Source organism: Olleya sp. KJ81-1, assembly GCF_055808135.1.
In genome coordinates this window covers 3,023,581-3,048,864 of the sequence record NZ_CM147854.1, presented here as the reverse complement: position 1 = coordinate 3,048,864, position 25,284 = coordinate 3,023,581, and the positions used below count along the sequence as shown (strand labels likewise).

General features: G+C 31.8%; 19 protein-coding genes. 5 read left to right on the top strand and 14 right to left on the bottom strand.

All coding sequences use genetic code 11. The features are described 5' to 3' along the window. Positions 1–216 precede the first annotated feature (216 nt). Together AC0L3M_RS14220 and yihA are read left to right on the top strand one after the other, a co-directional pair. The gene (locus AC0L3M_RS14220; RefSeq protein ID WP_473431195.1) at positions 217–981 is read left to right on the top strand and encodes an alpha/beta fold hydrolase; all 765 of its coding nucleotides are present in this window, start codon (positions 217–219) and stop codon (positions 979–981) included. A 72-nt stretch (positions 982–1,053) separates the two neighbouring features. Further along, positions 1,054–1,659 (top strand): ribosome biogenesis GTP-binding protein YihA/YsxC, encoded by a 606-nt coding sequence (gene yihA, locus AC0L3M_RS14215; RefSeq protein WP_292946873.1) that lies wholly within the window; start codon positions 1,054–1,056, stop codon positions 1,657–1,659. Positions 1,660–1,744: 85 nt separating this feature from the next. On the opposite strand, the gene AC0L3M_RS14210 is transcribed toward yihA, so the two are convergent. The 4 genes from AC0L3M_RS14210 to AC0L3M_RS14195 form a co-directional block, all read right to left on the bottom strand. Beyond that, the gene (locus AC0L3M_RS14210) at positions 1,745–2,593 is read right to left on the bottom strand and encodes a pseudouridine synthase (RefSeq protein ID WP_145006089.1); all 849 of its coding nucleotides are present in this window, start codon (positions 2,591–2,593) and stop codon (positions 1,745–1,747) included. A 76-nt stretch (positions 2,594–2,669) separates the two neighbouring features. Next, positions 2,670–3,575 (bottom strand): geranylgeranylglycerol-phosphate geranylgeranyltransferase, encoded by a 906-nt coding sequence (locus AC0L3M_RS14205; RefSeq protein WP_473431194.1) that lies wholly within the window; start codon positions 3,573–3,575, stop codon positions 2,670–2,672. A 145-nt stretch (positions 3,576–3,720) separates the two neighbouring features. Further along, complete coding sequence (locus AC0L3M_RS14200; protein WP_473431193.1) at positions 3,721–4,650, bottom strand: mevalonate kinase family protein; 930 nt, start codon at positions 4,648–4,650, stop codon at positions 3,721–3,723. 27 nt (positions 4,651–4,677) lie between these two features. Further along, entirely contained in the window at positions 4,678–5,760 is a 1,083-nt protein-coding gene (locus tag AC0L3M_RS14195) for a diphosphomevalonate decarboxylase (protein WP_473431192.1), read from the bottom strand. Between the two features lie 208 nt (positions 5,761–5,968). On the opposite strand from AC0L3M_RS14195, the gene AC0L3M_RS14190 reads away from it, so the two are divergent. Beyond that, positions 5,969–6,529 (top strand): TetR/AcrR family transcriptional regulator, encoded by a 561-nt coding sequence (locus tag AC0L3M_RS14190; protein WP_473431191.1) that lies wholly within the window; start codon positions 5,969–5,971, stop codon positions 6,527–6,529. On the opposite strand, the gene AC0L3M_RS14185 is transcribed toward AC0L3M_RS14190, so the two are convergent. The 3 genes from AC0L3M_RS14185 to AC0L3M_RS14175 are packed head-to-tail and all read right to left on the bottom strand — an operon-like array spanning position 6,526 to position 8,954. After that, positions 6,526–6,999, bottom strand: coding sequence for a DUF1697 domain-containing protein (locus AC0L3M_RS14185; protein ID WP_473431190.1), 474 nt, complete (start codon positions 6,997–6,999; stop codon positions 6,526–6,528). The genes AC0L3M_RS14190 and AC0L3M_RS14185 overlap by 4 nt on opposite strands. Positions 7,000–7,059: 60 nt before the next feature. Beyond that, positions 7,060–8,271, bottom strand: a complete 1,212-nt coding sequence (locus AC0L3M_RS14180; protein WP_473431189.1) for a BaiN/RdsA family NAD(P)/FAD-dependent oxidoreductase — start codon at positions 8,269–8,271, stop codon at positions 7,060–7,062. Next, positions 8,268–8,954 carry a glycerophosphodiester phosphodiesterase gene (locus AC0L3M_RS14175; RefSeq protein WP_292946857.1) on the bottom strand — a complete coding sequence of 229 codons (687 nt, stop codon included), beginning with the start codon at positions 8,952–8,954 and terminating at the stop codon, positions 8,268–8,270. The genes AC0L3M_RS14180 and AC0L3M_RS14175 overlap by 4 nt, the downstream gene beginning before the upstream one ends. An 85-nt stretch (positions 8,955–9,039) precedes the next feature. Here AC0L3M_RS14175 and AC0L3M_RS14170 point away from each other — a divergent pair, with 85 nt between their 5' ends. Continuing rightward, positions 9,040–9,846 carry a hypothetical protein gene (locus AC0L3M_RS14170; protein ID WP_473431188.1) on the top strand — a complete coding sequence of 269 codons (807 nt, stop codon included), beginning with the start codon at positions 9,040–9,042 and terminating at the stop codon, positions 9,844–9,846. Here AC0L3M_RS14170 and AC0L3M_RS14165 read toward each other — a convergent pair. Beyond that, the gene (locus AC0L3M_RS14165) at positions 9,841–11,127 is read right to left on the bottom strand and encodes a DUF2254 domain-containing protein (protein WP_473431187.1); all 1,287 of its coding nucleotides are present in this window, start codon (positions 11,125–11,127) and stop codon (positions 9,841–9,843) included. The genes AC0L3M_RS14170 and AC0L3M_RS14165 overlap by 6 nt on opposite strands. 10 nt (positions 11,128–11,137) lie before the next feature. Beyond that, positions 11,138–14,848 carry a metallophosphoesterase gene (locus AC0L3M_RS14160; RefSeq protein WP_473431186.1) on the bottom strand — a complete coding sequence of 1,237 codons (3,711 nt, stop codon included), beginning with the start codon at positions 14,846–14,848 and terminating at the stop codon, positions 11,138–11,140. A 55-nt stretch (positions 14,849–14,903) separates the two neighbouring features. Here AC0L3M_RS14160 and AC0L3M_RS14155 point away from each other — a divergent pair, with 55 nt between their 5' ends. After that, positions 14,904–16,169, top strand: a complete 1,266-nt coding sequence (locus AC0L3M_RS14155; RefSeq protein ID WP_473431185.1) for a Pycsar system effector family protein — start codon at positions 14,904–14,906, stop codon at positions 16,167–16,169. Here the strand turns inward: AC0L3M_RS14155 and AC0L3M_RS14150 are convergent. The 5 genes from AC0L3M_RS14150 to AC0L3M_RS14130 all read right to left on the bottom strand — a co-directional run bounded on the left by AC0L3M_RS14150 (position 16,166) and on the right by AC0L3M_RS14130 (position 25,272). Next, positions 16,166–18,547: a GAF domain-containing protein gene (locus AC0L3M_RS14150; RefSeq protein WP_292946843.1), complete on the bottom strand. Its 2,382-nt coding sequence runs from the start codon at positions 18,545–18,547 to the stop codon at positions 16,166–16,168. The two genes, AC0L3M_RS14155 and AC0L3M_RS14150, sit on opposite strands and share 4 nt — an antisense overlap. A 138-nt stretch (positions 18,548–18,685) precedes the next feature. Next, positions 18,686–20,107 (bottom strand): alpha-amylase family glycosyl hydrolase, encoded by a 1,422-nt coding sequence (locus AC0L3M_RS14145; protein WP_473431184.1) that lies wholly within the window; start codon positions 20,105–20,107, stop codon positions 18,686–18,688. A gap of 8 nt (positions 20,108–20,115) precedes the next feature. Continuing rightward, positions 20,116–21,789, bottom strand: a complete 1,674-nt coding sequence (locus tag AC0L3M_RS14140) for an alpha-amylase family glycosyl hydrolase (protein ID WP_473431183.1) — start codon at positions 21,787–21,789, stop codon at positions 20,116–20,118. 7 nt (positions 21,790–21,796) lie between these two features. Continuing rightward, on the bottom strand, positions 21,797–24,043 hold the full coding sequence (locus tag AC0L3M_RS14135; protein WP_473431182.1) for a TIM-barrel domain-containing protein: 2,247 nt from the start codon (positions 24,041–24,043) through the stop codon (positions 21,797–21,799). After that, a complete protein-coding gene (locus AC0L3M_RS14130) occupies positions 23,956–25,272 on the bottom strand; it encodes an alpha/beta hydrolase (protein ID WP_473431181.1) in 1,317 nt (438 codons plus the stop codon). Before AC0L3M_RS14130 ends, AC0L3M_RS14135 begins: the two co-directional genes overlap by 88 nt. Positions 25,273–25,284: the final 12 nt, after the last annotated feature.

Sequence of the window (25,284 nt, the reverse complement as noted above, 5' to 3'; positions counted from 1 at the left end):
CACATTTTACCACTTTGTTGATAAGTATTCCAATTTTAACACCTTTTAGAAGGCAAATCAAGTCCAAGCTTAAACAAAGTCAACAAACCAAGCCAAAATCTTAGGTGGGAAATTTTGCTTTTTATTAACACGAATGACACTTAACTAAATGATTAAAATGTCTGTTTTTTAAATGAATTAGTTATATTTGCTTTTGATGTAAACTACTAGCCATTAATGACGCGTATACTTAAAAAAGAAGGAAAATTCAACTATATTGAAGTTGGTGAAGGACAACCTATAATTGTACTTCACGGACTAATGGGAGGTTTAAGTAATTTTGATGCTGTGACCACTTTTTTTAGCACAAATGGATACAAAGTAATTATCCCAGAACTGCCTATTTATAGCATGTCCTTACTTAAAACAAATGTCAAAGCATTTGCTAAATACTTATACGATTTTATTGCTTTTAAAGAACTTGATAACGTCATTTTGCTAGGTAACTCATTAGGCGGACACATTGGCTTATATCACACAAAAATGCATCCTAACAAAGTAAAAGCTTTAGTAATAACCGGTAGCTCTGGATTATACGAAAGCGCAATGGGTGGAGGATACACTAAACGAAGTGATTACGAGGTAATTAAAAAGAAAGCCCAAGAGGTATTTTACGATCCTGCAGTAGCCACTAAAGAAATAGTAGACGAAGTTTATGAAACTGTTAACGACCGAAATAAACTTATTAAAACTTTAGCTATTGCAAAAAGTGCCATTAGACATAATATGGCTAAAGACTTACCTAAAATGACTGTTCCGACTTGTATAATTTGGGGTAGAAATGATGGCGTAACACCTCCAGAAGTTGCAGAAGAATTTAATTTATTACTTCCGGACTCTGATTTATTTTGGATCGAAAAATGTGGTCATGCTGCGATGATGGAGCATCCTGAAACTTTTAATCAAATATTATTTGATTGGTTTAAAAAACGTGATATTTAATATCTTACCAGTCTTACAATATAACTTAATATAAGATTTTCGGTTTAACCGAAATCAAAACACTAGTAATACATGCATATTAAATCTGCCGAGTTTGTAACCAGTAATTCTGATGCGTCAAAGTGTCCTAAAGATCGCATACCAGAATATGCTTTTATTGGTAGAAGTAACGTTGGAAAGTCGTCTTTAATCAATATGCTTACAAGCAGAAAAAGTCTAGCTAAAACATCTGGAAGACCAGGAAAAACACAACTAATCAACCATTTTATAATTAATAAAGATTGGTTTTTAGTTGATTTACCAGGTTATGGTTATGCTAAAGTATCCAAGAGCACAAAGAAGGTATTTCAAAAATTTATAACACATTATTTTGAAAACCGAGAGCAATTAGTAACTGCATTTGTACTTGTGGATATTAGACATAAACCACAACCTATAGATCAAGAATTTATGCAATATTTAGGAGAAAGCGGAATACCTTTTTCTATCATATTTACAAAAGCAGACAAGTTAAAACCTAAAGCTATTGAAAACCACGTTGAAGACTATAAAACAATACTGTTAGAAACATGGGAAGAAATGCCAAATTACTTTATAACATCTTCCAGCAAAGACATTGGTAAAGATGACGTACTAAACTACATTGATGGATTAAATGAAAACATCATAATTGAATAGTATTCGCCAAAAAGTTACCAACTTAAAATTAAAACAAAAAAACTCGCTTTAACAGCGAGTTTTTTTGTTTTATTAAGGGTATAGACTACATCATTTTTAATGTGTTAACCTCTTGCTCTGATAATATTTTCCAATTACCTCTTGGTATATCTTTTTTAGTTAAATGCGCTATTTGAACACAATCAATTCTAACTAATTCATATTTTAAATGCTCAAATATTGTATGTAAAATAGTGTTTCCTGTGTTTTTTATTTTTACACCAACTTCATTCTTTGTGTTATTTACATAGTCAATTTCTTCAACACCAACTTGTTTACCTTCAACCTTAAAACCTTCTCTGATTTTTTTAAGATCTTCCATTTTTAAGTTTTTATCCAACTCTAAATGAAATAATCTTTCAACACCTTTATTAGAATTGGTAAAACGTGCTACAATCTTTTCGTCGTTAGTAAAAAGTAATAAACCTGTAGAGTTACGTCCTAAACGTCCTATTGGCTTAATTCTAGAACTTGAAGCATTAGCTACTAAGTCCATAACGGTTCTACCTTTTTGTTCACTTGTAGTTGTAGCAAACCCTTTTGGCTTGTTTAATAAAACGTAAGCCTTCTTTTCTGGATTAATTCTAGCTCCATCGTACCTTACTTCATCCTCTAGCTTAACTTTATAACCCATCTCTACCACAACTTTACCATTTACGGTAACTAAACCCATTGCAATATGTTGATCAGCTTCTCTTCGAGAACACATCCCAGAATTAGCGACGTATTTATTTAACCTGATTAAATCAGAGTTAGTAGCGCTTGTAGGCTTTGCTTTTGGAGCAACTTTCTTTTTTATAGGTGCATTGCCTCTAGCAAAAGTTTTGCTTTTAGCATTATCACTTCCTCGTCCTGAAGACTTTCCTTTATCATTGCCACCTTTATGTCTACTCATAATATAATTTTTTGCAAATCTACAACGAATTTTTCATCTGTTGTTAATTATCGTATGAATGTTAATGATTTAACCATTAAAGAATTCGATTTAAAACTAAATCAATATTGATTAGCAGTATACTAAACACTCCTGCTACGATTATTATTTTTAAGATATTATGCAACCACAAATAGTGTGTTTTAGTCACTGATCGCCATAATAAAAATAAATAGACAACCAACAGAGCCTCGCAAACATAAAAATACAGATACATATATCCAATATCAAATTTTGCTATTAAAAAATAAACCGGAAACAACGTAGCTATAACCAAAACACTAATCATTTTTTTGGATGTGCGCTCACCATATACAATTGGGATAGTCCTATAGTTTAGTGTTAAATCTCCTTTTATATTCTCCAAATCCTTAGTTAATTCTCTTATAGTAATTATTAAAAATAAAAACGTAGCATGAACAAATACTACTGACTTAAAATTATGATAGTAGACAAAAATTACAAAAAATGGTGTTAATGTCAATATTGACGACACAACATTACCTACAATAGGCATTTTTTTTAGTTTATGTGAATAAAACCAAATTGAAAAAATATAAAACGAAAAGAATAATACTGGCTTAAAAGACACGTAACTAGCCATTACAACTGCTGAAAAATTAAGCACAAAATAAAAAGACAACTTAGTATTTTGACTTACTAACTTATCCAACATTGTTTTGTTAGGTCTGTTGATTAAATCTTTTTCAGAATCGTAAAAATTATTAATTATATATCCTCCTGCAATTACAGCTGCTGTTGCTAACACTAGCATTAGCAGATTAACATCAAACAACACCTTTTTTAGTGGTTTGTCCGAAGCAAAAATGTAAATTGACGCTAAATATTGCGCAAGGACTACAACTAGTATATTATAGCCTCTAATTACAGAAAACATACTAAAAAACTTAATAAGTATATGTTTTTGCTTTCTAGTGAGCATTAACTATTTATTAGATGTAATTTTTTTATAAATTTTATAAACCAAAACGATGAATGCTAATAACAGCAAAATCATGAATAATTGCCAAACGAATAAGCTTATTGAAAAATGATTTAGTTCTGTTTTCAAAAAATAATGGTGTTAATTAAAAATTATAAACCACTTCTAATTTATAGTCTTTTAAGGCTAATTGCGCTTTTTTAATATCAGGTGTAAAACCTAAGATATAACCTCCACCACCAGAACCACAAAGTTTTAAGTAATAGTCATTAGTCTCTATTCCGTTTTTCCATAACTCATGGAATTGAGCCGGAATCATTGGCTTAAAGTTATTTAACACTACTTTAGATAACTGCTTGGTATTTTTAAACAGCGATTTTATATCTCCTTTTAAAAAGTCATCTACACACGCATCTGTGTGCTTTATAAATTGATTTTTAAGCATTGTTCTAAACCCTTCTTGCTTCATGTTTTCCATAAAGATACTTACCATTGGAGCAGTTTCTCCAATAATACCAGAGTCTAACAAAAACACTGCACCTTGACCATCGCTACTTTGCGTTGGTATACCTGTAGCTTCAATATTTTCTTTAGAATTTATTAAAATTGGTAAGCTTAAATAACTATTAAGAGGATCTAATCCCGAAGATTTTCCATGAAAAAAAGATTCCATTTCAGAAAAAATAGCCTTAAGCGTTAACAACTTTTCACGTGTCAAATTTTCTAAGACAGTAATTTTATTTTGTGCATACTTATCATATATAGCTGCAACTAACGCACCACTACTACCAACTCCATATCCTTGCGGAATTGAAGAGTCAAAGTACATACCTGCTTTAACGTCTTTATTTAATGACTGTATATCAAAAACGACTAATGAATCGTCTATTTTAGATAAATAGTCTGCAAAGCGTTGTAAACTTTTATTTGATTGTTGCGCTACTTCCGATGGATTGTCCTCCATTTTTAGCGCACCATTATAAAAATTATAAGGTATTGACAGACCTTTAGAGTCTTTAATAATACCGTACTCTCCGAATAATAAAATTTTTGAATAAAATAAAGGGCCTTTCATAAGCAATTAAGCATTGGTTTTATAAAGTTACAACTGTTTTGCGCCAAAACCAATTTTATCACAAATATAGTGACCGTTTTGACAATATGCAACTAACTGTTCCTTAATGAATTCATAAATTTGATTTTTATATTTATCTGGATATAAGACATGTACATTAGCACCTGCATCTAAAGTAAAGCAAACAGGCAACCCTGTATCTTTCCTAAATTGCCAGATTTTATTAATAATTTCTAGCGTATTAGGTTTCATTAAAATAAAATAAGGCATACTTGTCATCATCATAGCGTGTAGCGTCAAGGCTTCACTTTCGACTAAAGCAATAAATTGATTTAAGTCTCCAGTTTCTAAAATTGATTTGATTGCAGTTATGTTGTCTACTGCTTGATCAAAACGTTGGCTAGCAAATGGGTGTCCATGCATTAAATTATGACCAACTGTGCTACTTACCTGTTTTTCTCCTTTATCAACCAATAATATAGTGTCGTTATAGTTTTTAAAAATATCGTGAACTTTATACGGATATTTTATACCAAACAAATCGCTACTATCTTCAATTTTTGGGTGTTTACCCCAAACTACTAGATCGCCTTCCAAACTCCTACAAGCACTACCTGATCCTAATCTTGCTAAAAAGGATGCTTTTTGGATAAAATGCGTTTGAGATAATTCTGGATTTAATTGTTTTTCTATGCTCATTATACACAAAGCTAAAGCACTCATACCTGATGCGGAAGATGCAATACCAGAACTATGAGGAAACGTGTTTTTAGTTTTAATAGTAAACTCAAATTCTTTTAAAAAAGGCACATAACTTTCAATACGCTTAAAAAACGTTTCGATTTTAGGATGAAAGTCAGGCTTTAATTCTTCATCTAAAAAAACCTTAAAATCAAAACTATTATTACCTTTTTGCTTTTTAATATAGTGCAACTCAGTAATTGTTTTACAAGAATCTAAAGTAAAACTGATTGATGGGTTTTCTGGAATTTGATGTTCTTTTTTTCCCCAATATTTAACTAGTGCAATATTACTTGGAGAAGACCAAGTTACACTTCCGTTATTTAGCTTATTTTGATAGTTTTTTAATAAAAAACGTGATAAATCCATCTAATAATTAAATTTATACAAATATAGCTTTAATATTTAAACTAATTTATTAATTTTGACCACCGAATGAACATTCAATTTGCTGATTAACAACACTTAACAAATCGTCTGTCTTTCTTAAAAAATTTATAATGTTAACTGATAGGTAAAAAAAGTTCCCTTAAAACTTCGCTTCACCGCTTTTTACCATAATATACAACCTGTCTAAATGGACAAAAAACAACGCATAATAATCACTATGTTAGAATTAGTGGTTAAACAAGGTGTACACGCTACACCTATGTCTCAAGTCGCCAAAGAAGCTAATGTAGCTGTTGGTACGATATACCATTATTTTGAAAATAAAAATGAGGTTATACAAGAACTATACATGATGATTGTTCAAGATTATGGTGTGGTTTTAATGGCTAATTTACCTGAAGGCGATTTTAAAGCACAATTTGAAACCATGTGGTCCAATTTGTACAACTACTTTGTTGGAAACCCATTAGCTTTTCAATTTGTCGAGTACGTTGCTGCACCACCAATTATATCTAAAGAGATTGTTAAACAATCTGTGCCTTATATTGCTAACATTAGAGATTTCTTTTTAAAAGGAATTGAAGAAAAGCATGTTAGAAATGTACCTGTAAGATTAATTTTGCAAATGGCTTTTGGAACCGTAATATCTGCAGTTAGACTTAAGAGTAACGAAGAATTGGAAATGACAAAAGAGGAAATAGATCAAGCAATAGAAATGTCTTGGGATGCTATTAGAAACAAAAACTAATTTTTTATTAGCGACAGTACCTTAGTAAGTGTTTTAAAATTTCTGGCGGTAGCTTTGATTTTTAATTTAGTTTCAAAAAAATTACTATTTGCCTTAGTCCTTCCATAACCTACACTTGAATAAAGATAGATACACTGGTTAGTTATGGTAAATTTTTCATTTGGAAAATCATAACTTGATAATGCTGTGATTTGACTTTGACTTGGAGCGTTATAAAGTAGAGCAAAATAGCTGTTTTCTTTTTCTACATCAGTAAAAGGACATTTTTTTAATATTAAATCAAGGTCTGCTTTTGTTTTTACTAGAGTTGGTATGTTAAAACCAAAATGATCTAAAATAGACTCCTCTATTTTACTGGTTATAATTGCTTTGTCTTTTAAATCCGTTTTTAGTATAATATTACCCGTTTGAATATACGTTTTTACATCATTAAAGCCTATATCTGATAACACTTGACGTAAATCTAACATTTTTATTTTGTTGTGTCCTCCAACATTAATACCTCTTAAAAATATAAAAAAGTCTCCATACTAAATCTCAATATTTTTAGCCACAATGTAAGCTCCTGTCCATGCATTTTGGAAATTAAATCCACCTGTTAAGGCATCAACATTAATAATTTCGCCAGCAAAATATAGGTTACTATGCAATTTACTTTGGTAATTTTTAAAATTAACTTCCTTTAAATCTATTCCTCCTGCTGTAACAAATTCTTCTTTAAACGTACTTTTTCCGTCTACTTTAAAAATTGCTGTAGTTAATTGACCAGCCAAATCATCTAATTGGGATTTATTTAAATCTGCCCAACGTATATTTTCAGTTATTCCTGCAGCTTCAACTAACGTTTTCCATAACCGTTTTGGCATATCAAATTGCGCTGCTTTAAAAACAGTTTTTTTAGACAAGTCTTGCTTATATGTTTTTAAATCTGACAGCACGTCCTCAAAATCTTGGTTAACAAAATTAACTTCAATATCAAATTTATACTCTTTTTTAGCCAAATCTAAAGCACCAAAAGCTGATAGTTTTAATATGGAAGGCGCACTCATTCCCCAATGTGTAATTAATAAAGGACCAGAAGACTCTAACTTAGTCCCTATTACTTTAACTGTTACGTTTTGAGCCACAACACCTGGAATATCTTTAATCCTTGTATCATTAATATTAAATGTAAACAATGAAGGTACTGGCTTAATAATAGTATGCCCTAACTGCTCTAAAAAAGACCAAATTTTAGGATTACTTCCTGTAGCAACAATAAGTTTTTGAGCTGTAAATTGGTCCGATTTTGTAACCACTTCCCATTGCTGGTCGATTGGACTAAAACTTGTTACGGATTGATTTGTTAATACCTCAACATTATACTTATCAGCTTCGTTTAAAAAGCAATCAATAATGGTTTGCGAATTATTACTGGTTGGAAATATGCGTCCATCGTCTTCAATTTTTAATGACACGCCTCTATTTTCAAACCACTCCATAGTATCTCCAGTCATAAAGGTATGAAAAGGTCCTAAAAGTTCCTTTTCTCCCCTTGGATAGTAACTGGTTAATTCTTGCGGAACAAACTCGGCATGTGTTACATTGCAACGTCCACCACCAGATACCTTAACTTTGCCTAGTACATCTTTACCTCTTTCTAAAACAACTATTTTTAAATTGGGATACAACTCGCCAATATTAATTGCTGCAAAAAAACCAGCTGCACCACCACCTATTATTATTACATCGTACTGTTTCATAATCTATCTGGAAAATCACTTATTATAGCATCAACATTATAGCTTTTCATACGTGCAATAGCTTGCTTAGTGTTGACTGTCCACACATTTACTTTATATCCTTGGTCTTGTGTCTGTTTAACATTGTCCTTACTTAGCAATGCTAAATTAGGGTGTATTGCTTTTGCATTAATCCGCTTGGCTAAAGCAATTGCTTGATTTACACTTGCTTTTGTTAAAACGCCTAATGCTATATTAGGGTTGCAACTAAACACGTCAAGCAACTCTTTTTCTTGAAAACTACTAACAATAAAATGGTCCATTGTCCAATTTTTATTATCCACGTAATCTTTAATTACAGCACAAGTTGGATTAGCGGTATGTTCGCCTTTTAATTCAATATTTATAAAAATTTTATTATCAATTAAATCTAATACTTCAGTTAGCGTTGGGATACTATATAGATTTTCAACCTTTAATTGCTTTAATTCCGATAACGAAAATTTACCAATTTCTCCTGTACCATCCGTAATTCTATCTAACGTAAAATCATGAAAAACAACTAGCTCTCCTGTTTTACACACGTGTACATCAATTTCGATCCCATCGACTCCCAAATCCAAAGCCTTTTGGATTGACTCCAAGGTGTTTTCTGTCACATGACCCTTTGCTCCTCTATGACCAAATTTTAATATTTTGTTCATTAATTTTATAAATACTTTAAGATTACAAACTTTAGTCTGACTTGTTATATGCCTATATTTAATCTTATTTTAAACATGACAATTTATGACTTTTCATTTAAAACCAATACTAGTTTTAGCATTACTTTTTATGTCTTGCAATACAGGAAAACTAACTGTAGTAGGATCCATAGATGGTGATTTGGATGAAGCTTCTGCAGCACAATTGATTAGTGGATCTGATTTAATTTGGACTATTGAGGATGCAGGTAATAAAAACAATGTGTATGGTTTAGACAAAAAAGGTAATATTATTAAAGATATAGATATTAGCAATATTAAAAACCATGACTGGGAAGACTTAGCTGCTGACAACAATGGGAATTTATACATTGGAGATTTTGGAAATAACTCAAGAAAACGAGACCACTTTTTTATATATAAAGTCAGTAACATAGCAAACATTAAGGACAAAACCGAAGCTGAAATTATACGCTTTACATTACCTGATGATATTAAGTCTGAAGATTTTGAAGCTTTCTTTTTATGGAATAATGACTTTTATATTTTTAGTAAAGAGAATAAAAAAACAATGGTTATTAAAGTACCAAACACCATTGGGTCTCACGTTGCAACGTACGTTACAGACTACAAACTAAAAGGAAAAGACACACGTGTAACATCTGCAGACATCAGTCCTGATGGCTCTACCATTATACTATTAAATCATGATAGAATTTGGAAACTTACAAACTTTAAATCCGATGCATTTTTTGATGGTAATGTAGAGAGCATCTCATTAAATCATGATAGTCAAAAAGAAGGTGTTTGCTTTATAAATAACACGTCTATTTATATTACAGACGAAGACTCTGGTAAAGAAGATAATAATATTTATAAGTTTAAATTATAAATTAAAAGATTTTAACCTGTCGTTTATTAATTTTAAATCCTCCTGATTACTTATAGCACTATTAGCATCTATTGATAAGCGTTTAACTTCGTTATCAATATCTGCTAAATAGCCTTTATTATCGCAATCTATATTAAATGCTAAATGCTGAAATAGGTTAATTAATTTATTAACTATAATAACGTCATGCTTTGCGTAAGTCCTAATTGGAGCCATTACAAAATATAGTAACTCTTTAAATGTCACAGAGCTAATTTTTACTACTGGTTTATTATCTTCCAACAAGATACTTATATCATTTTTATACATTCTGCTTTGAAAAAGTTCTGCAAGATAATCTATTGCGATAATAGTTGTTCCAGGATCATTGATACCAGGAGACATCGCTTTTACAGCAATTTCGGTAATTTGTTTAAAGCCTAAAACGTAGTTGTCTTCTATAATCTCGTCTCTAGAAAAAAGAAAATAAGCTAGTAAATTTTCAAGAGCTTCGTCTTTAAGTTTTGTTTTACATTTAAATAAAGGCTTGTCCTTATATATGTATTGTCCTTTAATTGCTACAATTTCAAATTGATTATCATTTTGTTTTGCATGTTGACTAAAAGGGTCTAATATAATATCTTGTAAAAAGCCTGTTGCTGGAGACTTATAAACCGTCCATTCATCCGTATTTGGAAACTCTTCAGTTGTATCTTCTTCTGAATGTATAAGTTTATCTAGTCTATTTTTAGCCTCATCAAATATGCGTTGCATGATACTATGAACCTGAATCTCTTGCGAAATGGAATGTATAAAATAAATAAAAGCACCTAAGCAGATAACCATAAATACAATAGCCAATAATACTGAAAAGCCAGGCAATTGGTTTTCACCTCCATCAGGCTCTATTCCTACCATAGTAAATATGCAAAATAGTAACGTTGCGTTATATATACCTAATATTTTTTGATGACGCTTATTAGATATTAAACCAGGTAAGACTCTAGGCGAAAAGTTACTTGATGCTTGATTTAACAATATCATTACCATGGAAAAACTAAAAACCATTATAGAGATTAGTCCAGCAATAAACGTGGTTAAAATATTAAATGCGGTTTCTGAATTATTTATAACCAACAGAGGTACATTGTCTACTAAATAAGACGATATACCTTTATTTTCTGCATAGTACATAAAAAATGTAAACAGTAACCCTGTCAGGCTATAAACCGAAGGGTAAAAAGCTATTTTACTTTCAAGTTTTTTTAAATATTCAAAACCATTAACTATAACATTTTTCATTAATTGGGTTTTAAAAATTTAGTCCAAATCCAAAAGAAAAACGTAATCCTTCTTCGCTATTAAAAAAGTTAAATGTCCCAGAAACACTATCTGCTGCAGTCACCCAAAATCCAACACCATAATCGTTATGCCAAATTTTTGATGCATCATTTTTAGTCCAAACACGTCCTACATCACCTCCAACAAAGACACCTAATTGTAATGGTAACGTTTTTGTTTTAAACTGATTAAAGCTATATCTAATATCTGCACTACCAGTTAAACTGTTTTGACCTGTAAAACGTTGTAACCTGTAACCACGTAGTCCATTAGCTCCACCAATATTTGCTGCTTGATAAAATATTAAATCATCACCAAATCTCATTTGTGCTCTTGCATCTGTTTTTAAAACTAGTTTTCTGTTTGTAGACAGCGCATTGTAAAACCCTAAAGCAGTATTTACAAATCCGTATGTGTATTTAGAGTCTTTAACTTCGGTTTTACCTCCTACACCTAAATCAAAGGTCATCCCTCTGGATGGATTTATAGCATTATCAAAACTATGATAATTAAAATTCCCTTCTAAACCTGCGAAAAAGCGTCTATTATAAAAGTCTGTTGTGTTTACAGACGGTTCTTGTGTTTCAATAAAACGGTCTGGTGTTTCTCCAATCTCTACAGCTTCTGTAGTTATTTTTATTCCGTAATCAGATCCAAAATCTCCTTTTTTAAGGACACCTACACTAGCTGCATAAATACTTGTTTTAATTCTATTATAATCTAAATCTAAGTCATCATCATTATTAACGGTTTCATTACCATAACCAAAAAAGTTATTGGTAAAATTCTCGCTGGTTAGCTGTCCTGCAACATGTAAGTTCCATTCGCCAAAAAGGTTTGCAAATTCACCATCATAATTTAAACTAAAACCACTAGTTGCAAAAAAGTAACCACTTTTAAAACGATGTTGTTGCGAGTATGGGTTACGAGAAAATCCTTTGACAGTATAATTTAAGCCAACACCTACTTTAAAACCATCATCTGGATTATATCCAAGACTTGGCGTAACCACACTTGTTTTAACTATATTTTTCTGAAAATCAAACAGGTTATTGTTGTAAATATCTGTAAATTTAACCTTAGCTCCATTATTTTTTGTTATGGTATTTGGTTTTGATTTATGGTCATAAATACGTACACGTCTTCCATTATTAATAATATATTCGTCGTTATTTTGCCCACCAATAATACGTGTAAAAATCAAGTTACTAGCTTTACCACTAACTTCAATTATATCATCATCATCTAAAGCATAAATCCATAACTCCTTAGTTATATCCTTATCAAAAGTACGATCTACTATAACATCTGCTTTTTTACCATCTTTTATTCTTGAAATTACAACTTGCGTTTTATTATCTGCAATCCTATTAACTTCAATATAATCATCCTTATCTGTACCAGTCAGTATCACCAATTGATTAAGATAATCAGAATAGCGCTCTGCTATATCCTGTAAGTTATTTTTTCTTTCTTTTAAAAATGTCTTTATCTGTAATAAAGATTCTTCTTGTACTTCTTTTGGAACTTTACTAAAAGCCTCTTCAATAACAGCATCTGTAATATTATCTTGCAAGTATTGTGCTTGCTTAATCCAAACAGATTTATCAGAATTTTGAATTAACACTTTATCCAATTTAATACCTGCACTATTCATCCATTTTATATCCTTCAACTCACCATCATACACTTGAAGCTGTTTAGTTGATCCAGAAATAAAACGCATAATATCTAATAAAGCACCATCAAAATTAGAAAATACTTGATCTCTATCTCTAGGAATAGGTTTATATAATTTATCTCCATTGTCTTGGTTAAACTGAGCCCATCTCCATTGGTCTTGGTGTCTGTCCCAATCACCTAAAAGCATATCAAAAAGGCGTGCTCTAACAAAAGCGTTTTCGTCTATTTTATATTTTTCGTCAGTTCTAATTTTTTTAATAATGTCATGCGTACTTTCAATATCATCTGCATAACCAAAGTTTTTTTCATCTGTATAATTATCTTCAGGTCGTTCTTCAATTAAATATAATTCGCCACCATAATTATAGTTGTAATCCTTTAAATATTTATGTTTTGGTATATAAAACAATTTAGGGTTAGTATGGTACACACCTGCTGCATGTGACAAATCCGGAACTACTGAAAACGCATAAGGATGCGCTGCTGTGTAAAAATCTAATATTAAATCTTCGACTTTAGTTTTATCAAAATCATCTTTTAAATATGTTTCTTTAAATAAAACCGTTTGCAAATACTGTGTAGCACTTTTGCGCAACGCACGCATATTTAATTGTCGACCATCTTTTGTTTGCAATCTTAAAGATCGTGTTTGGTGACCTCCACCTTCTCTTACAATTTCTAGACCACCATAAAGCGTATCCAATGTAGCAACAGGAACTTCTACTTTTTGGCTATAGATATCACGATATTTCTCTCCAAAAAATGTTTTATAAACACCTGTTTTTTTGGTTTCTTCTTCAGTATAAATTGAGGCTTGAATAGTCGGTGAAAAGCTATCTGGTAATGTTGATAAATCAAATTCAGATGCATTTTTTTCAGCAATCTGTTTGGTATATAACAGTTTTGGCTGCTCATTATCCTCGCCATAAAAACTAACATAACTACTTCCGTCTTTATATACTGTTAGTGTTGCAAAACCTTGTTTACCATAGGCAAATAAACCATTATTACTTAAGGCTGCTCCAGATTTTTTAGCGCCAGAACCTGATACAATTTGTTTGATTCCATTATTTTCTATGTATTGTAAATTGTGTTCGTGTCCAGATGTAAAAATTATATTTGTATACTCTAAAGCTAAGGTTTCAATACGATTCATCATCTTATTATAACGCTCGTTATACCTATCTTGAATAGAAACACCACCTTGTGTTCTAACTTGCGTTAAAAAAGAAGCTAATATTGGAACCGGAATTTTACTTTGTGTTGGGTACAAATGTTTATCTGCGCTATAAAATCCACCATGAGTACCATTAGTATACATGGGATGATGCATAGCAACTACAACGGTTTTATTTTGTGCTTTTTTAAACTCGCCTTCTAATTCTAATAAAAAACGTTCTCTTGTTTTAATTTCACACTCATCATTTATAGTTGGATGATCATTCCAGTTTTCTAAATACCATTGTGTGTCAATGATAATTAACTCGATACCATCGCTAACCTCGACCACTTCTAACGGACAACCGTTTTCTGGCTGAAATGTGTTTTTACCCAATGCGTCTTCAATAAATTTTTCTTCATCTTTTAACCCATTTAAACCATCTGCGTACCAATCGTGATTTCCAGGAATAAACAACACTTCACCATTAAAATCAGAAACAGCATTTACTTGTGCTTGCAAATGGTTTTTAGCTTCGTCATAATAAGGATCTTCCTTTGTTGGTAGACCTGCAGGATAAATATTGTCTCCTAAAAATATAGTATAATCACCTTTGGTATCTTTCTGATTTATTAGATTTTTATATGCAGTTAACCCACTACTAAATCCACCCATTGGTGATTTTCCAGCATCACCAACCAAGTAAAACGTTTTGTCAATTGGTTTATTTGGTAATGCAACTACTGTTTTATCTTCTGATTTATATTGCGCCTCAAAACTGGCACAATTAGTCAATAGAAAAGCTAAAACAAACGTTAGAAATATGTTATTTTTTGTCATTAAAGGTTGAGAGTTTTATTTTTTTAGTACTTTGGATAAGAATAATTATGCACTCATGTCAAAACTAATTGAAAAAACCGAAGCTTTTGTATTTGAACTCCTTAAAAATGAGCTACCAAACACGATAGTCTATCACAATCACACGCATACCCTACGAGTATTTAAAAGTACGAAAGAAATTATAGAAAACTCTAAAATTGATGTTAATGATGCGCAAATACTTCAATTAGCAGCATTATTACATGATGTGGGCTACACTAAAAAAAGAGAAGGCCATGAGGAGGTTAGCGCACAAATAGCTAGGGAATTTTTGACTACAGAAAATGTAGATGAAAAAACTATTAAAACTGTTGAAGATTGTATACTAGCTACAAAATTTGATAGTAAGCCAGAAACCGAATTAGAGAAAATTTTACGCGATGCTGACGCCTCTCATTTTGGAAAAAAATACTTTCCGGAAGCCAGCGAGTTTTTAAGGAAAGAGTTAGAATTAGCAGGTATTGCAAACTACACACCAAGAGAATGGCTTGACGAGAACATTAAAGTCTTATCTAAAAAACACAGTTATTATACGGATTATGCCTTACAAAATTGGCAACAAAGAAAAGAGAAAAATCTTGCTAAGCTAATCCTTACAAAAAAGAAACAAAAAAAGAAACAAAATACAGAAGAGCTAAAGGCAAAGTACAAAGCCCAATATAAAAACGAAAGTCCAGAACGTGCTATTCAATCGTTTTACAGAACTGCGCTACGAAATCACATTAAATTAAGTGACATTGCGGATACTAAAGCCAACATCTTATTATCTGTTAACGCTATTATTATATCAGTGGTATTGGCTAATTTAATTTCTAAATTAGACACCAACCCTTATCTAACTTGGCCTACTGTGATTTTTACTCTGTTTAGTGTTGTATCAATGGTAATGTCTATAATTGCTACAAGACCAAATGTAACTAGTGGTCAATTCACTAAAGAAGATGTAGAAAACAAAGAAGTTAACTTAACGTTTTTTGGGAATTTTCATAAAATGAAACTTAACGAATTTGAATGGGCTATTAATGAAATGATAAATGACAAGGAGTACATTTACAAGTCACTGACTAAAGATTTGTATTTTTTAGGAATTGTATTAGAACGAAAATACCGTTTATTAAGAATAACATACACTGTATTTATGATAGGTATTATTATATCGCTACTTGCTTTTGGTATTGCTGTAAAAAACAATCCAGGTGTAAATATTCAGGATGTATTAGATACAACCTCGCAAATACAATACATATTACCTCAAAATCTTAACCAACTTTTAGTTGGTTAGGATTTTATAGCCTGCATTAAATCGTTATACGTGTAAAACTGCTTTGTATTGTTTTGGTCTTGATACAAGATATTAACTCTAATAGCTTTTAAGCCTGTTACTCCTTGTAAATCCTCTAACTCTAATATTTCTACCTCATCACCTAATTTATGTTTTGATTGTAAAAATCTAACATATTTTAAGTATTCAAACTCATCTTCTTGCTGAGAATAGACAATTGTTAACTTACCCTTAGCAGTAATTCGCTCGTCTGTACCTTTAATATTAGCTTTATCCACACGTTTTTTAACCACCTCGTATCTTGCATTATAAGTACCATCTACATCAAAGTGTTTCTCATCTGCTCTAAATCTAATAGATAACGGTTGATTAAACACTAAAATCATTGATGCAACATCAAGCGCGATAGGATATTTGTGCTGTTTGGTGTAAAAAGACGTTTCCATATCAATCATGACTTGCATTTGCCACAATCTTAAATTATACAAGTACAATTCGTTAAACGAATCTTCTTTTGTAATAGACTCTCCAATGTACATATTATGCTCAACACCATCCGTTTTAAACCGCTCAAAAAAGTGAGGATACATAGCTTGTGCCTCTACTTGTTTTTTATCTAACAAGGCAGACATATTTTTGTTTATCAAGCTAATAGTATCATCATAATTTTTACGATAATAATATATCACTTCAAGATTAGCATCTACTTTAGCAAAATAATCCTCAATATCTTGGGTTATAAATGATTCTGATTTAAGTTGAAATTTAAAAAGTGGCTCTATTTCATATTTAAAAAAATGAGTGATTTTTTGCTCACTATCAACTTTAAAATCATTTTTTAAAGCAATTTGATAACTTTTAACCTGAAATAATAATTGCTCAAAAATTGGTAAGTTTTGATGATCAAAAGCTTTTTCAACAATCTTTTCTACTAATTTTAATTGAAGCGCTAAATCCTTTTGTGTTGCATTATTTCTAGCATCAGACGATCCTTTAACATCTATCTGACCAAATAATGGATAAACATTATCAAAACTAATTTTATTAAAAGATGGGTTTTCATTACCATTATACTCCTCTTGCATAAACTTGCGTGCAGCACTTTCAAATTTCCATTTTACACTTGGATGTATAGAAGTACATTCGCGTTGTATAATAGCCTGTATTAAATTTGCCTCGTCTAATTTAGAGCGCTTAACCGCAGACAAAATAAAAGGCATAACGTCTGCTAGTTTATTGGCATTAATACTATTTAAAGCTCTGGGTGTTTTAGATACTAACTCCAAAACAGCAAGTAAATCACCTTGTTCTGCTATTGGCGCAAAAATGGCACTTTTAAAACCTTGCTCTTTTAAAACTTTAACCTGAGGAGACTTACCTTTTGATTTTTTAAAATTAGCATCTACATCAGATATAGCAAGGTTAGCTTTACTTTTTAAAATTTTATCATAACTGTAATGACAAAATAAATTCTCACACTTAAACTCCTCTTTAGCTTTAAGCAAAAAACTATTAATACTAGAATCATGCACCTTCATTAAGGTGTTTTCTTCCTTATTATAAATAGAAAATCCCACCTCCAAATCAGTAACTCCTAATAACGAACGGAAGACTTTTTGAAAATCTACCATAAAGCTTTCGTCTTTACGTTTACTATTTTTTATTAAGGTTGTTTTTATATTTGAAATAGACTGATCGTCCGTAACATCAAAAATATTAGATATTACAAATCCTTTTGATACATAACTGTTAGGAGGAAATTTTTCTTTCCACAACTCTATATTTTCAAAATTATCTAATAATTCGTCAAAGTCTTTATCAGTTAATTTAGGAGCAGCTTCAGTAGGCATAATTTCCATGAAATCTGCATTATAAGTAATCTTGTAAATTCTTACAATACCATTTTCATTCGGAATCTCATAATATAATGGTCTTTTAAAATTAGTGTCATAGTTATAACAAAAACTCATTATAATTGTACAACTAAGAATATACCAATCATTTTCTGGCATATTTTTAATTACCAATTCAAAATCAGGACCAGCTGATTTTATTATATTTTCAAAACGTTTTGAAGCATTAAAAATAAAATTATGATAAGGTACACTTGCTGTTTTAATTTCATTTAGACTTAAAACCTCGCTAAACGAATCTTCCAATAATATTGCGATTTCTTTCTCATATTTTTTCAATACAGAAATCTTACTAAATCCCTCTTTTAATAAAGGATTAGCCTGTCCTATTTCTAATATGCGATTTGCTTTGGCTGCGATAAAGGAATCTTCACTTTTAGCCAAGTCATTATAACGCTCAATAAGTTTATTAAAACTTATTTGTAACGAAAAAGGTAAATTTATATTGTCGTTTAAATCGATCATTTATATTACTAATGTAATGCAAAAATACGCATTATTATGATTAGTCGTATTTTCTTGTAAAAACTGACAATTTATTAAACCAGAAAAGCACCATCAGGCACTTTTCTATATTTTTATGAAGAAGAACTATTAATTCTTTTACTTTTTAACTAAAATCTTAAATTCATTAACCGCTAAAGGGATTGCATCACCTTCTAATTCTATGGTTTTATTAGACAAATAATCTAAATATGTCCCTTTTTGAACAAGGTTTACTTTAACATTTTCTTTTGAAACATTTGCAATAAACACAACCTCATCATTATCTTTTATTCTTGAAAATGAAATTACATCTTTTCCATTATCAATTACGTTGTATTTAGCGGAAGCTTTTCCGCCATGTAAAGCAGCATTATTCTGTTTTAATGTTGCTAATTTTTCTAATAATTCCCAAGTGGCTCCTTTGGTATGAGGGAAACTATCTTTTTCAAAAAACAATAATCTATGGTCTAAATCATACTCTTGACCAGAATAAATTAATGGCATTCCAGGAGTTACATAAGCTAAAGCAGTCATCATTTCGCTAGCTTCTCCCATGCGTTCCTTAATGGTACCATTCCATGAGTTTTCATCATGATTGGTAACAAAATTCATTAAAATATCGTCACTCGCGTAACGCTCAAAATCGGTTTGTAAAACATTATTAAATTCGGTTGCATCCTTTTCTCCTTTTGCAATTGCATTCATAGCGTGATGTCTATCCCAACCGTAAGCCATATCAAATAAACCGTCTTTTAATAATTCTGGTTCCCAAGCTTCTGCTAACATAAAAATGTCTTTTTTAGCACGTAATTCTGGTATCGCTTGCTCCCAAAAGTTGGTTGGTACAGATCCTGCCACATCACATCTAAATCCATCAACACCTTCCTTTGTTAACCAATAGGTCATATCTGCAATCATTGCTTTTCGCATCTCTTGGTTGTCGTAGTTTAAATCGGCAACATCTGTCCAATCTGTATCTACAGGATGTACTACTTCGCCTTTATCATTTTGTGTGTAATATTCCGGATTAGTTTTTAACCAAGTATGATCCCAACCTGTATGATTTGGTACCCAATCTAAAATCACATAAATTCCGTTATCATGAGCAGTCGTTAATAATGTTCTAAAATCTTCCATTGTTCCAAATTCTGGATTAATTTTAGTAAAATCAGACACTGCATAATAACTACCTAAGTACTTGTCTTGTTCTGCTTCTGGGAAATCGGTTGCAAACTTACTATCTTCACCTCCTGTAGCTTTACGTTTTGTTTCCGAAATAGGAAAAACAGGCATTAACCAAATTACTTTTACACCTAATTGTTTTAACTGCGGAATGTCTTTTGTGAAAGCTTCAAAAGTGCCTTCTGGTGAATATTGTCTGATGTTAGCTTCATAGATAACAGCTGTTTCTAAATCGGAAGCCGAAATAGGTTGCATTGCTACTTTTTCCTTAGTATCAACTTTTGTTTCTTCTTGTTTTTTTTCTTCTTTACAAGCAAAAACACTAAGTATTGCAAGGGATAATATTAGTTTTTTCATGTGAGTATTTATTTAATATTTTCTAATAATAGAATGTTAGATTCCGTATCAATTGTAATGTTTCCGTTTGTAACGTCTAGAATTTCTCCTGAATAGAAGTCTTTAATTTGAGGGGTTTCGTTAAATACTGAAGACACATCGATAGTATGTTTTCCTTTAGGAATATCGATACCAATAATGACGTCATCTTTAAAATCACCTTTGGTATACCTTCTACTAAAAAGGTAAGGTGTATAACTTAGCATGGTATGTTTTCCTGCTCCAACCGAAGGATGATTACGTCTAAATTGTCCTAATTTTTGCCAGTGGATTAGCAAATCTTGTTGCTTTGCTATTTCATTCCAATTCATGAAACTTCTTAAAGTAGCATCTCCAACCGTACCTTCTATAGTTAAATCTCTTGCAGATTCGTCTCCATAATATACTTGTGACGCTCCAGGAGATAGTAATAATCGTGTTGCAGTTTCGTAGGTTTTCTCTCTATTTTTATCGAAAGGTTGTCCGTCGTCATGAGACGTTAAATAGTTTAAAACACCATAACCTTTAAGGCTAGTATGTAAAAGACTATCGTATGTTTTGAATTGCTCTTCGTAGGTTTGCTGTGCTGCGTTCCATTTAAATTCAAAATTGATTAGACTATTAAAAGCAGCATCAAAATAATTTACTTTTTTATCACCAAAATCAAAAGCGGTTCCTGCAGAAATTCCGTAGTTATACACTTCTCCAACCAAGTAAAAAGCATTATTGTCTAAAACTTTGTTTGGGTTTTGCTGCTTAAATTCTGCGAAAGCGTTATCACAAACGTCTTTAAACTCTTGCCAAACAAAAGCTTCGGTGTGTTTAACGGTATCTACTCTGTAACCATCAATACCAAAATCTGTAATGTAATCGCTCAACCATTTCATGATGTAAAAACGAGGTGCACGAGGATGACCTGTGGCTTTAAAAAAAGCATCTAATTCTGCAACTTCTTCGTCATAACGACCTTCGGCTTTCCATTTTTCTACCAATTGTGGTGGTAAATTTACCGCTTCATTACTTTCGGTTTTAATGTCTGGAAGGTTTTTTACTAAGGTACAAGTAACGGTATTTTCGTAATTATTGTATTGACATTGTGGTTCTGTTCTAACCCAATCACTTGGCCAAACAGGATCTTGATCTGTAACAGGTCCTGTATGATTAATTACTGCATCTAACAACACACGAATGCCTTTTTTATGTGCAGCATCCACCAGGTTTTGTAGATCTTCTTTGGTTCCTAAATTAGCATCGATATTGGTCCAATCTTTAGTCCAATAGCCATGAAACCCATACGTGTTTCCAGTACCTTCATCGGTTGCGCCATGAATTTGCTCAACAATTGGTGACATCCAAATGGCATTGATTCCTAAATTTGTAAAATATCCGTCTTCTATTTTTTGCGTGATTCCTTGTAAATCGCCTCCTTCGAAACCACGTAAAACAGCAGTTTCTTTAGTTCGGTTATAATTAACGTCGTTTGTTTTATCTCCATTGTTAAAACGATCGGTTAATAAAAAATAAACATTTGCAGCATCCCAAACAAAAGGGGTTTTAGCTTCTTCTTTTTTCTTGTTTTCTGCGATATCTTGATTTGCTTTTTTATCGGTTTTACAACCGAAAACAAGAATAGATAATGCGATTAAAAGTATGCTCTTTTTCATGTTATACTTAGTATTTTATTTGTGTTTCAAAGTCTTTAGACGTTTCCCATTGTAAATTAAAACGTAGTGTTTTGGTTGCTTCGTTGTAATTATAATCTACTTTTTTTCCATTACTTTTAATACGTTTAGGTGCTTTCGGGAAATTGTGAATTACAACATCTATATTTTTTGTAGCTGTTGTATAATTGGTACCTATTTCTGCTTCAAAATCAAATTCTAAAAGCTTTGCAGTAGTTTCTGCTTCAAATTTTAGAATTTCGTAACTTCCATTTTCAAAAGCATTTTTGGTTGCTCCATCATCATTATACATTTTACGAATGCTTTTTTCTACTGATGCATCAAAATAATAATGTAAGTCTAGATTAGTACCATTATATTCTGCAGTGCTTTGCATTGGTTTTGCAGTTGGGATAAATGCGCCACCACGAACGTAAGTTGGAATGCTATTTTCTTCCGTTTTCACGGATAGTGTTTGTCCGCCTTCTACTTTTTTATTGGTATAAAAATCGAACCAATTACTGTTTTTAGGAAAGTAAACCTCAGCTTCTTTTTGTTCTGATTGTACAATTGGCGTGACTAAAAAGTCATTTCCCCAAAGATACGTAGATGCATAGGTTTGTAAATTTGTATTGTCTTCCTCTTCAAAAAACAAAGCTCGCATTAAAGGTGCTCCTGTTTGGTTATTTTCGAAAACTAAATTGTAGTTATAAGGTAGTAATTTGTAACGCAACTCGATAGACTCTCTTGCTAAGGCTTTCGCTTTATCGCTTCTAAAAACAGGTTCTGCAGGCACTTCTTCTTGTGCATGTGGTCTGTAAATTGGCTGAAAAACACCATATTGCAACCATCGTGCATATAGCTCATCGTCTAAATTATTACCAGCAAAACCACCTAAATCGCTATGCATAAAAGCCAAACCTTGCAATCCCATTTGCAGTGCAATTTCTGGCTGAGATTGTAATCCTCCCCAAGTTCTATTCACATCACCAGACCAAGGAATCATTCCAAAACGTTGGGATCCAGAACTACCTGCACGCATTAAAATAAACGGTCTTGTGTTTGGAAAGTTTTGCGTGTACATCTCTTGTACAGATTCTGCCCAATTATGACCATAAATATTATGTACTTCGTCTGCTGTTCCTGTTGCGTGTAGAAGGTTTTTAGGATGTACTTCTGGTTCTCCTAAATCTCCCCAAACACCAGAAACACCTAAATTGGCCAAGTCTTTGTAAATGTTTTGAAACCATTTTTTCCCTTTCGGATTATAGATATCAATCAAACCGGTATTACCAAAATAGAAATCGTAGGTAAACGGATTTCCTATAGAATCATTAGCTAAAACATCTGCTTTTACAGCTTCGTCCCAACGATTAGATGTCGTTAATACAAACGGTTCTGTTACCAAAACAGTTTTCACATTGTTGTCTTTTAATACTTTTATCATTTGTTTCGGATTAGGAAAAGAATCGCGATCAAACGCTAGATTTCCCATAGTACCTTGAATGGTTTTTCCGAACCAAAAAATATCGATAATAATAGCATCTAATGGAATGTTCTCTTCTCTAAATTTTTCTACAGTAGCAGTTACTTCTTCTTGTGAATGGTATCCAAATCGACTAGAAAAATTACCTAAAGCCCAACGTGGTGGCATGGGTTGTGTTCCCGTAAGTTGAGTATAATTTTTAGTAAGATCTAACCAAGAATCACCAACTACTACTTGATAGGTTTTTCTACCAGAAATAGTTTCGTACGTTAGTGTGTTATCTGCTTTGCTATCTAAATCTAAAAAGCCAATTGGTGCATTATCAAAATGAATTAAATACTTGTTAGAAGACACTACCATTGGCATGGTGTAATTCATTAACTCACTTCTATCTTCATAACCATAATGGGCTTTATTGTACAATTCTAAACGATTACCTCTACGATTCATACCTAGAGCTCTTGCGCCTCCACCATATAAAACTTCGTCTGATTTTAAATTAAAATGAATGGTTTCAAATGCATCCGTTTTTTGATAGCCATTTTTTACAGAAGTGACTTCTTTACCATCTTTCCAATACGAAATACGAAAAGGTGCTTTGGTGATTTTTACTGTTAATTTTTCAGATTGAAAACTAATCTCTGAAGCTGTTTCATTAAATTTTACATCAGAATCTACTTTATCTAAAACAACTGCGTGAGACTTTTTATTAAATACTTCTCCTGTTGGTAAAAATGTAGTTTCGATAATTTCAGGATGGTAAAAATGCATTTTATAACTTCCGTCGGAAACTTGAATATGTAATTGATTATCTTGAAAGCGCGCTGTCTTGAACGTTCTTTTTTAATAGCATCTGCAAACAACCAAGTAATAGCTTCCTCAAAATTGTTTTCCCATAAAGCCTCATTATGTTTCCCTTCTGGAACGACTTTAGACTGTATGTTTTCTTTAGGAAATCCGTTTTCAGTTAAAATAGAAATCATACTATTCATGTCTGTAACGGTTTGGCTAATTTCATTAAAACCTGCGTTTTCGCCTTCTTTTCCACCAGCCAAAAAGTACATTTTCGTGTCTTGAATATTCGCTCGTTTTTTAGAAAACTCATTAACTGCTGGAGCAAACCAAAATGCAGGAGAATAGACACCAACTTTACCAAAAACCGTTGGGTATTTTAAAGCAGCATAATGCGAAATCAATCCACCCATGGAACTACCAAAAACAGCTGTATTAGATTTGTCTTTTTTAGTATTGAAATTAGTATCGATATACGGTTTTAATGTGTTTACAATAAAATTTACATAAGCTTCACCTTCGCCTCCACCATATTCTGGATGTGTCCAAGGTGAATATTCATCTAAACGCTTAGATTCTCCATTATCTACAGCAACCACAATAAGTTTTAGATTTTCTTTAAATAATTTGTCTAGAATTTCATCTACTTTCCACTCACCATATGTAGACGTACTGGCATCAAAAACATTTTGTCCATCGTGCATATACACTACAGGATAATTTTCTTTAGACGTTTTATAATCTGCAGGTAAATACATCCAAACACGACGTTTTCTGTTGAGTTGTGGTATGTTGAAAGTTTCGGATAAAACAGTGACATTTTTTGAAGCTGTTGATACTTCCTGAAGATCAAATAAATGACTCCAACCTGCGATTTTTACTTTTAGCGTATCGTTTGATTCTGTAAATTTATAGGTGCGATTATCTATTTTCAAGCCTTTATTTGTACTTTCTGAAGTCTCCCAATTCCCTAAGGTAAACTTGAATAAAATACGTTGTTCTGTTTTAGGAAGTGATATTTGATACTGTCTATTTACTTGTTGTAATTGGTAGTCTTTATGTCCTCCAGACCAACCTTCAAAATCTCCTGAAATAAATATGGAAGCATCTTTTGGTGTGTCTTTTGGAAGTTCTTCAACTATAATTGTAACCTGAGCAAAGGTGAATTGAAATAGTAAAAAAGATAATATGTATATAATATTTTTCATTACGATGGAGAC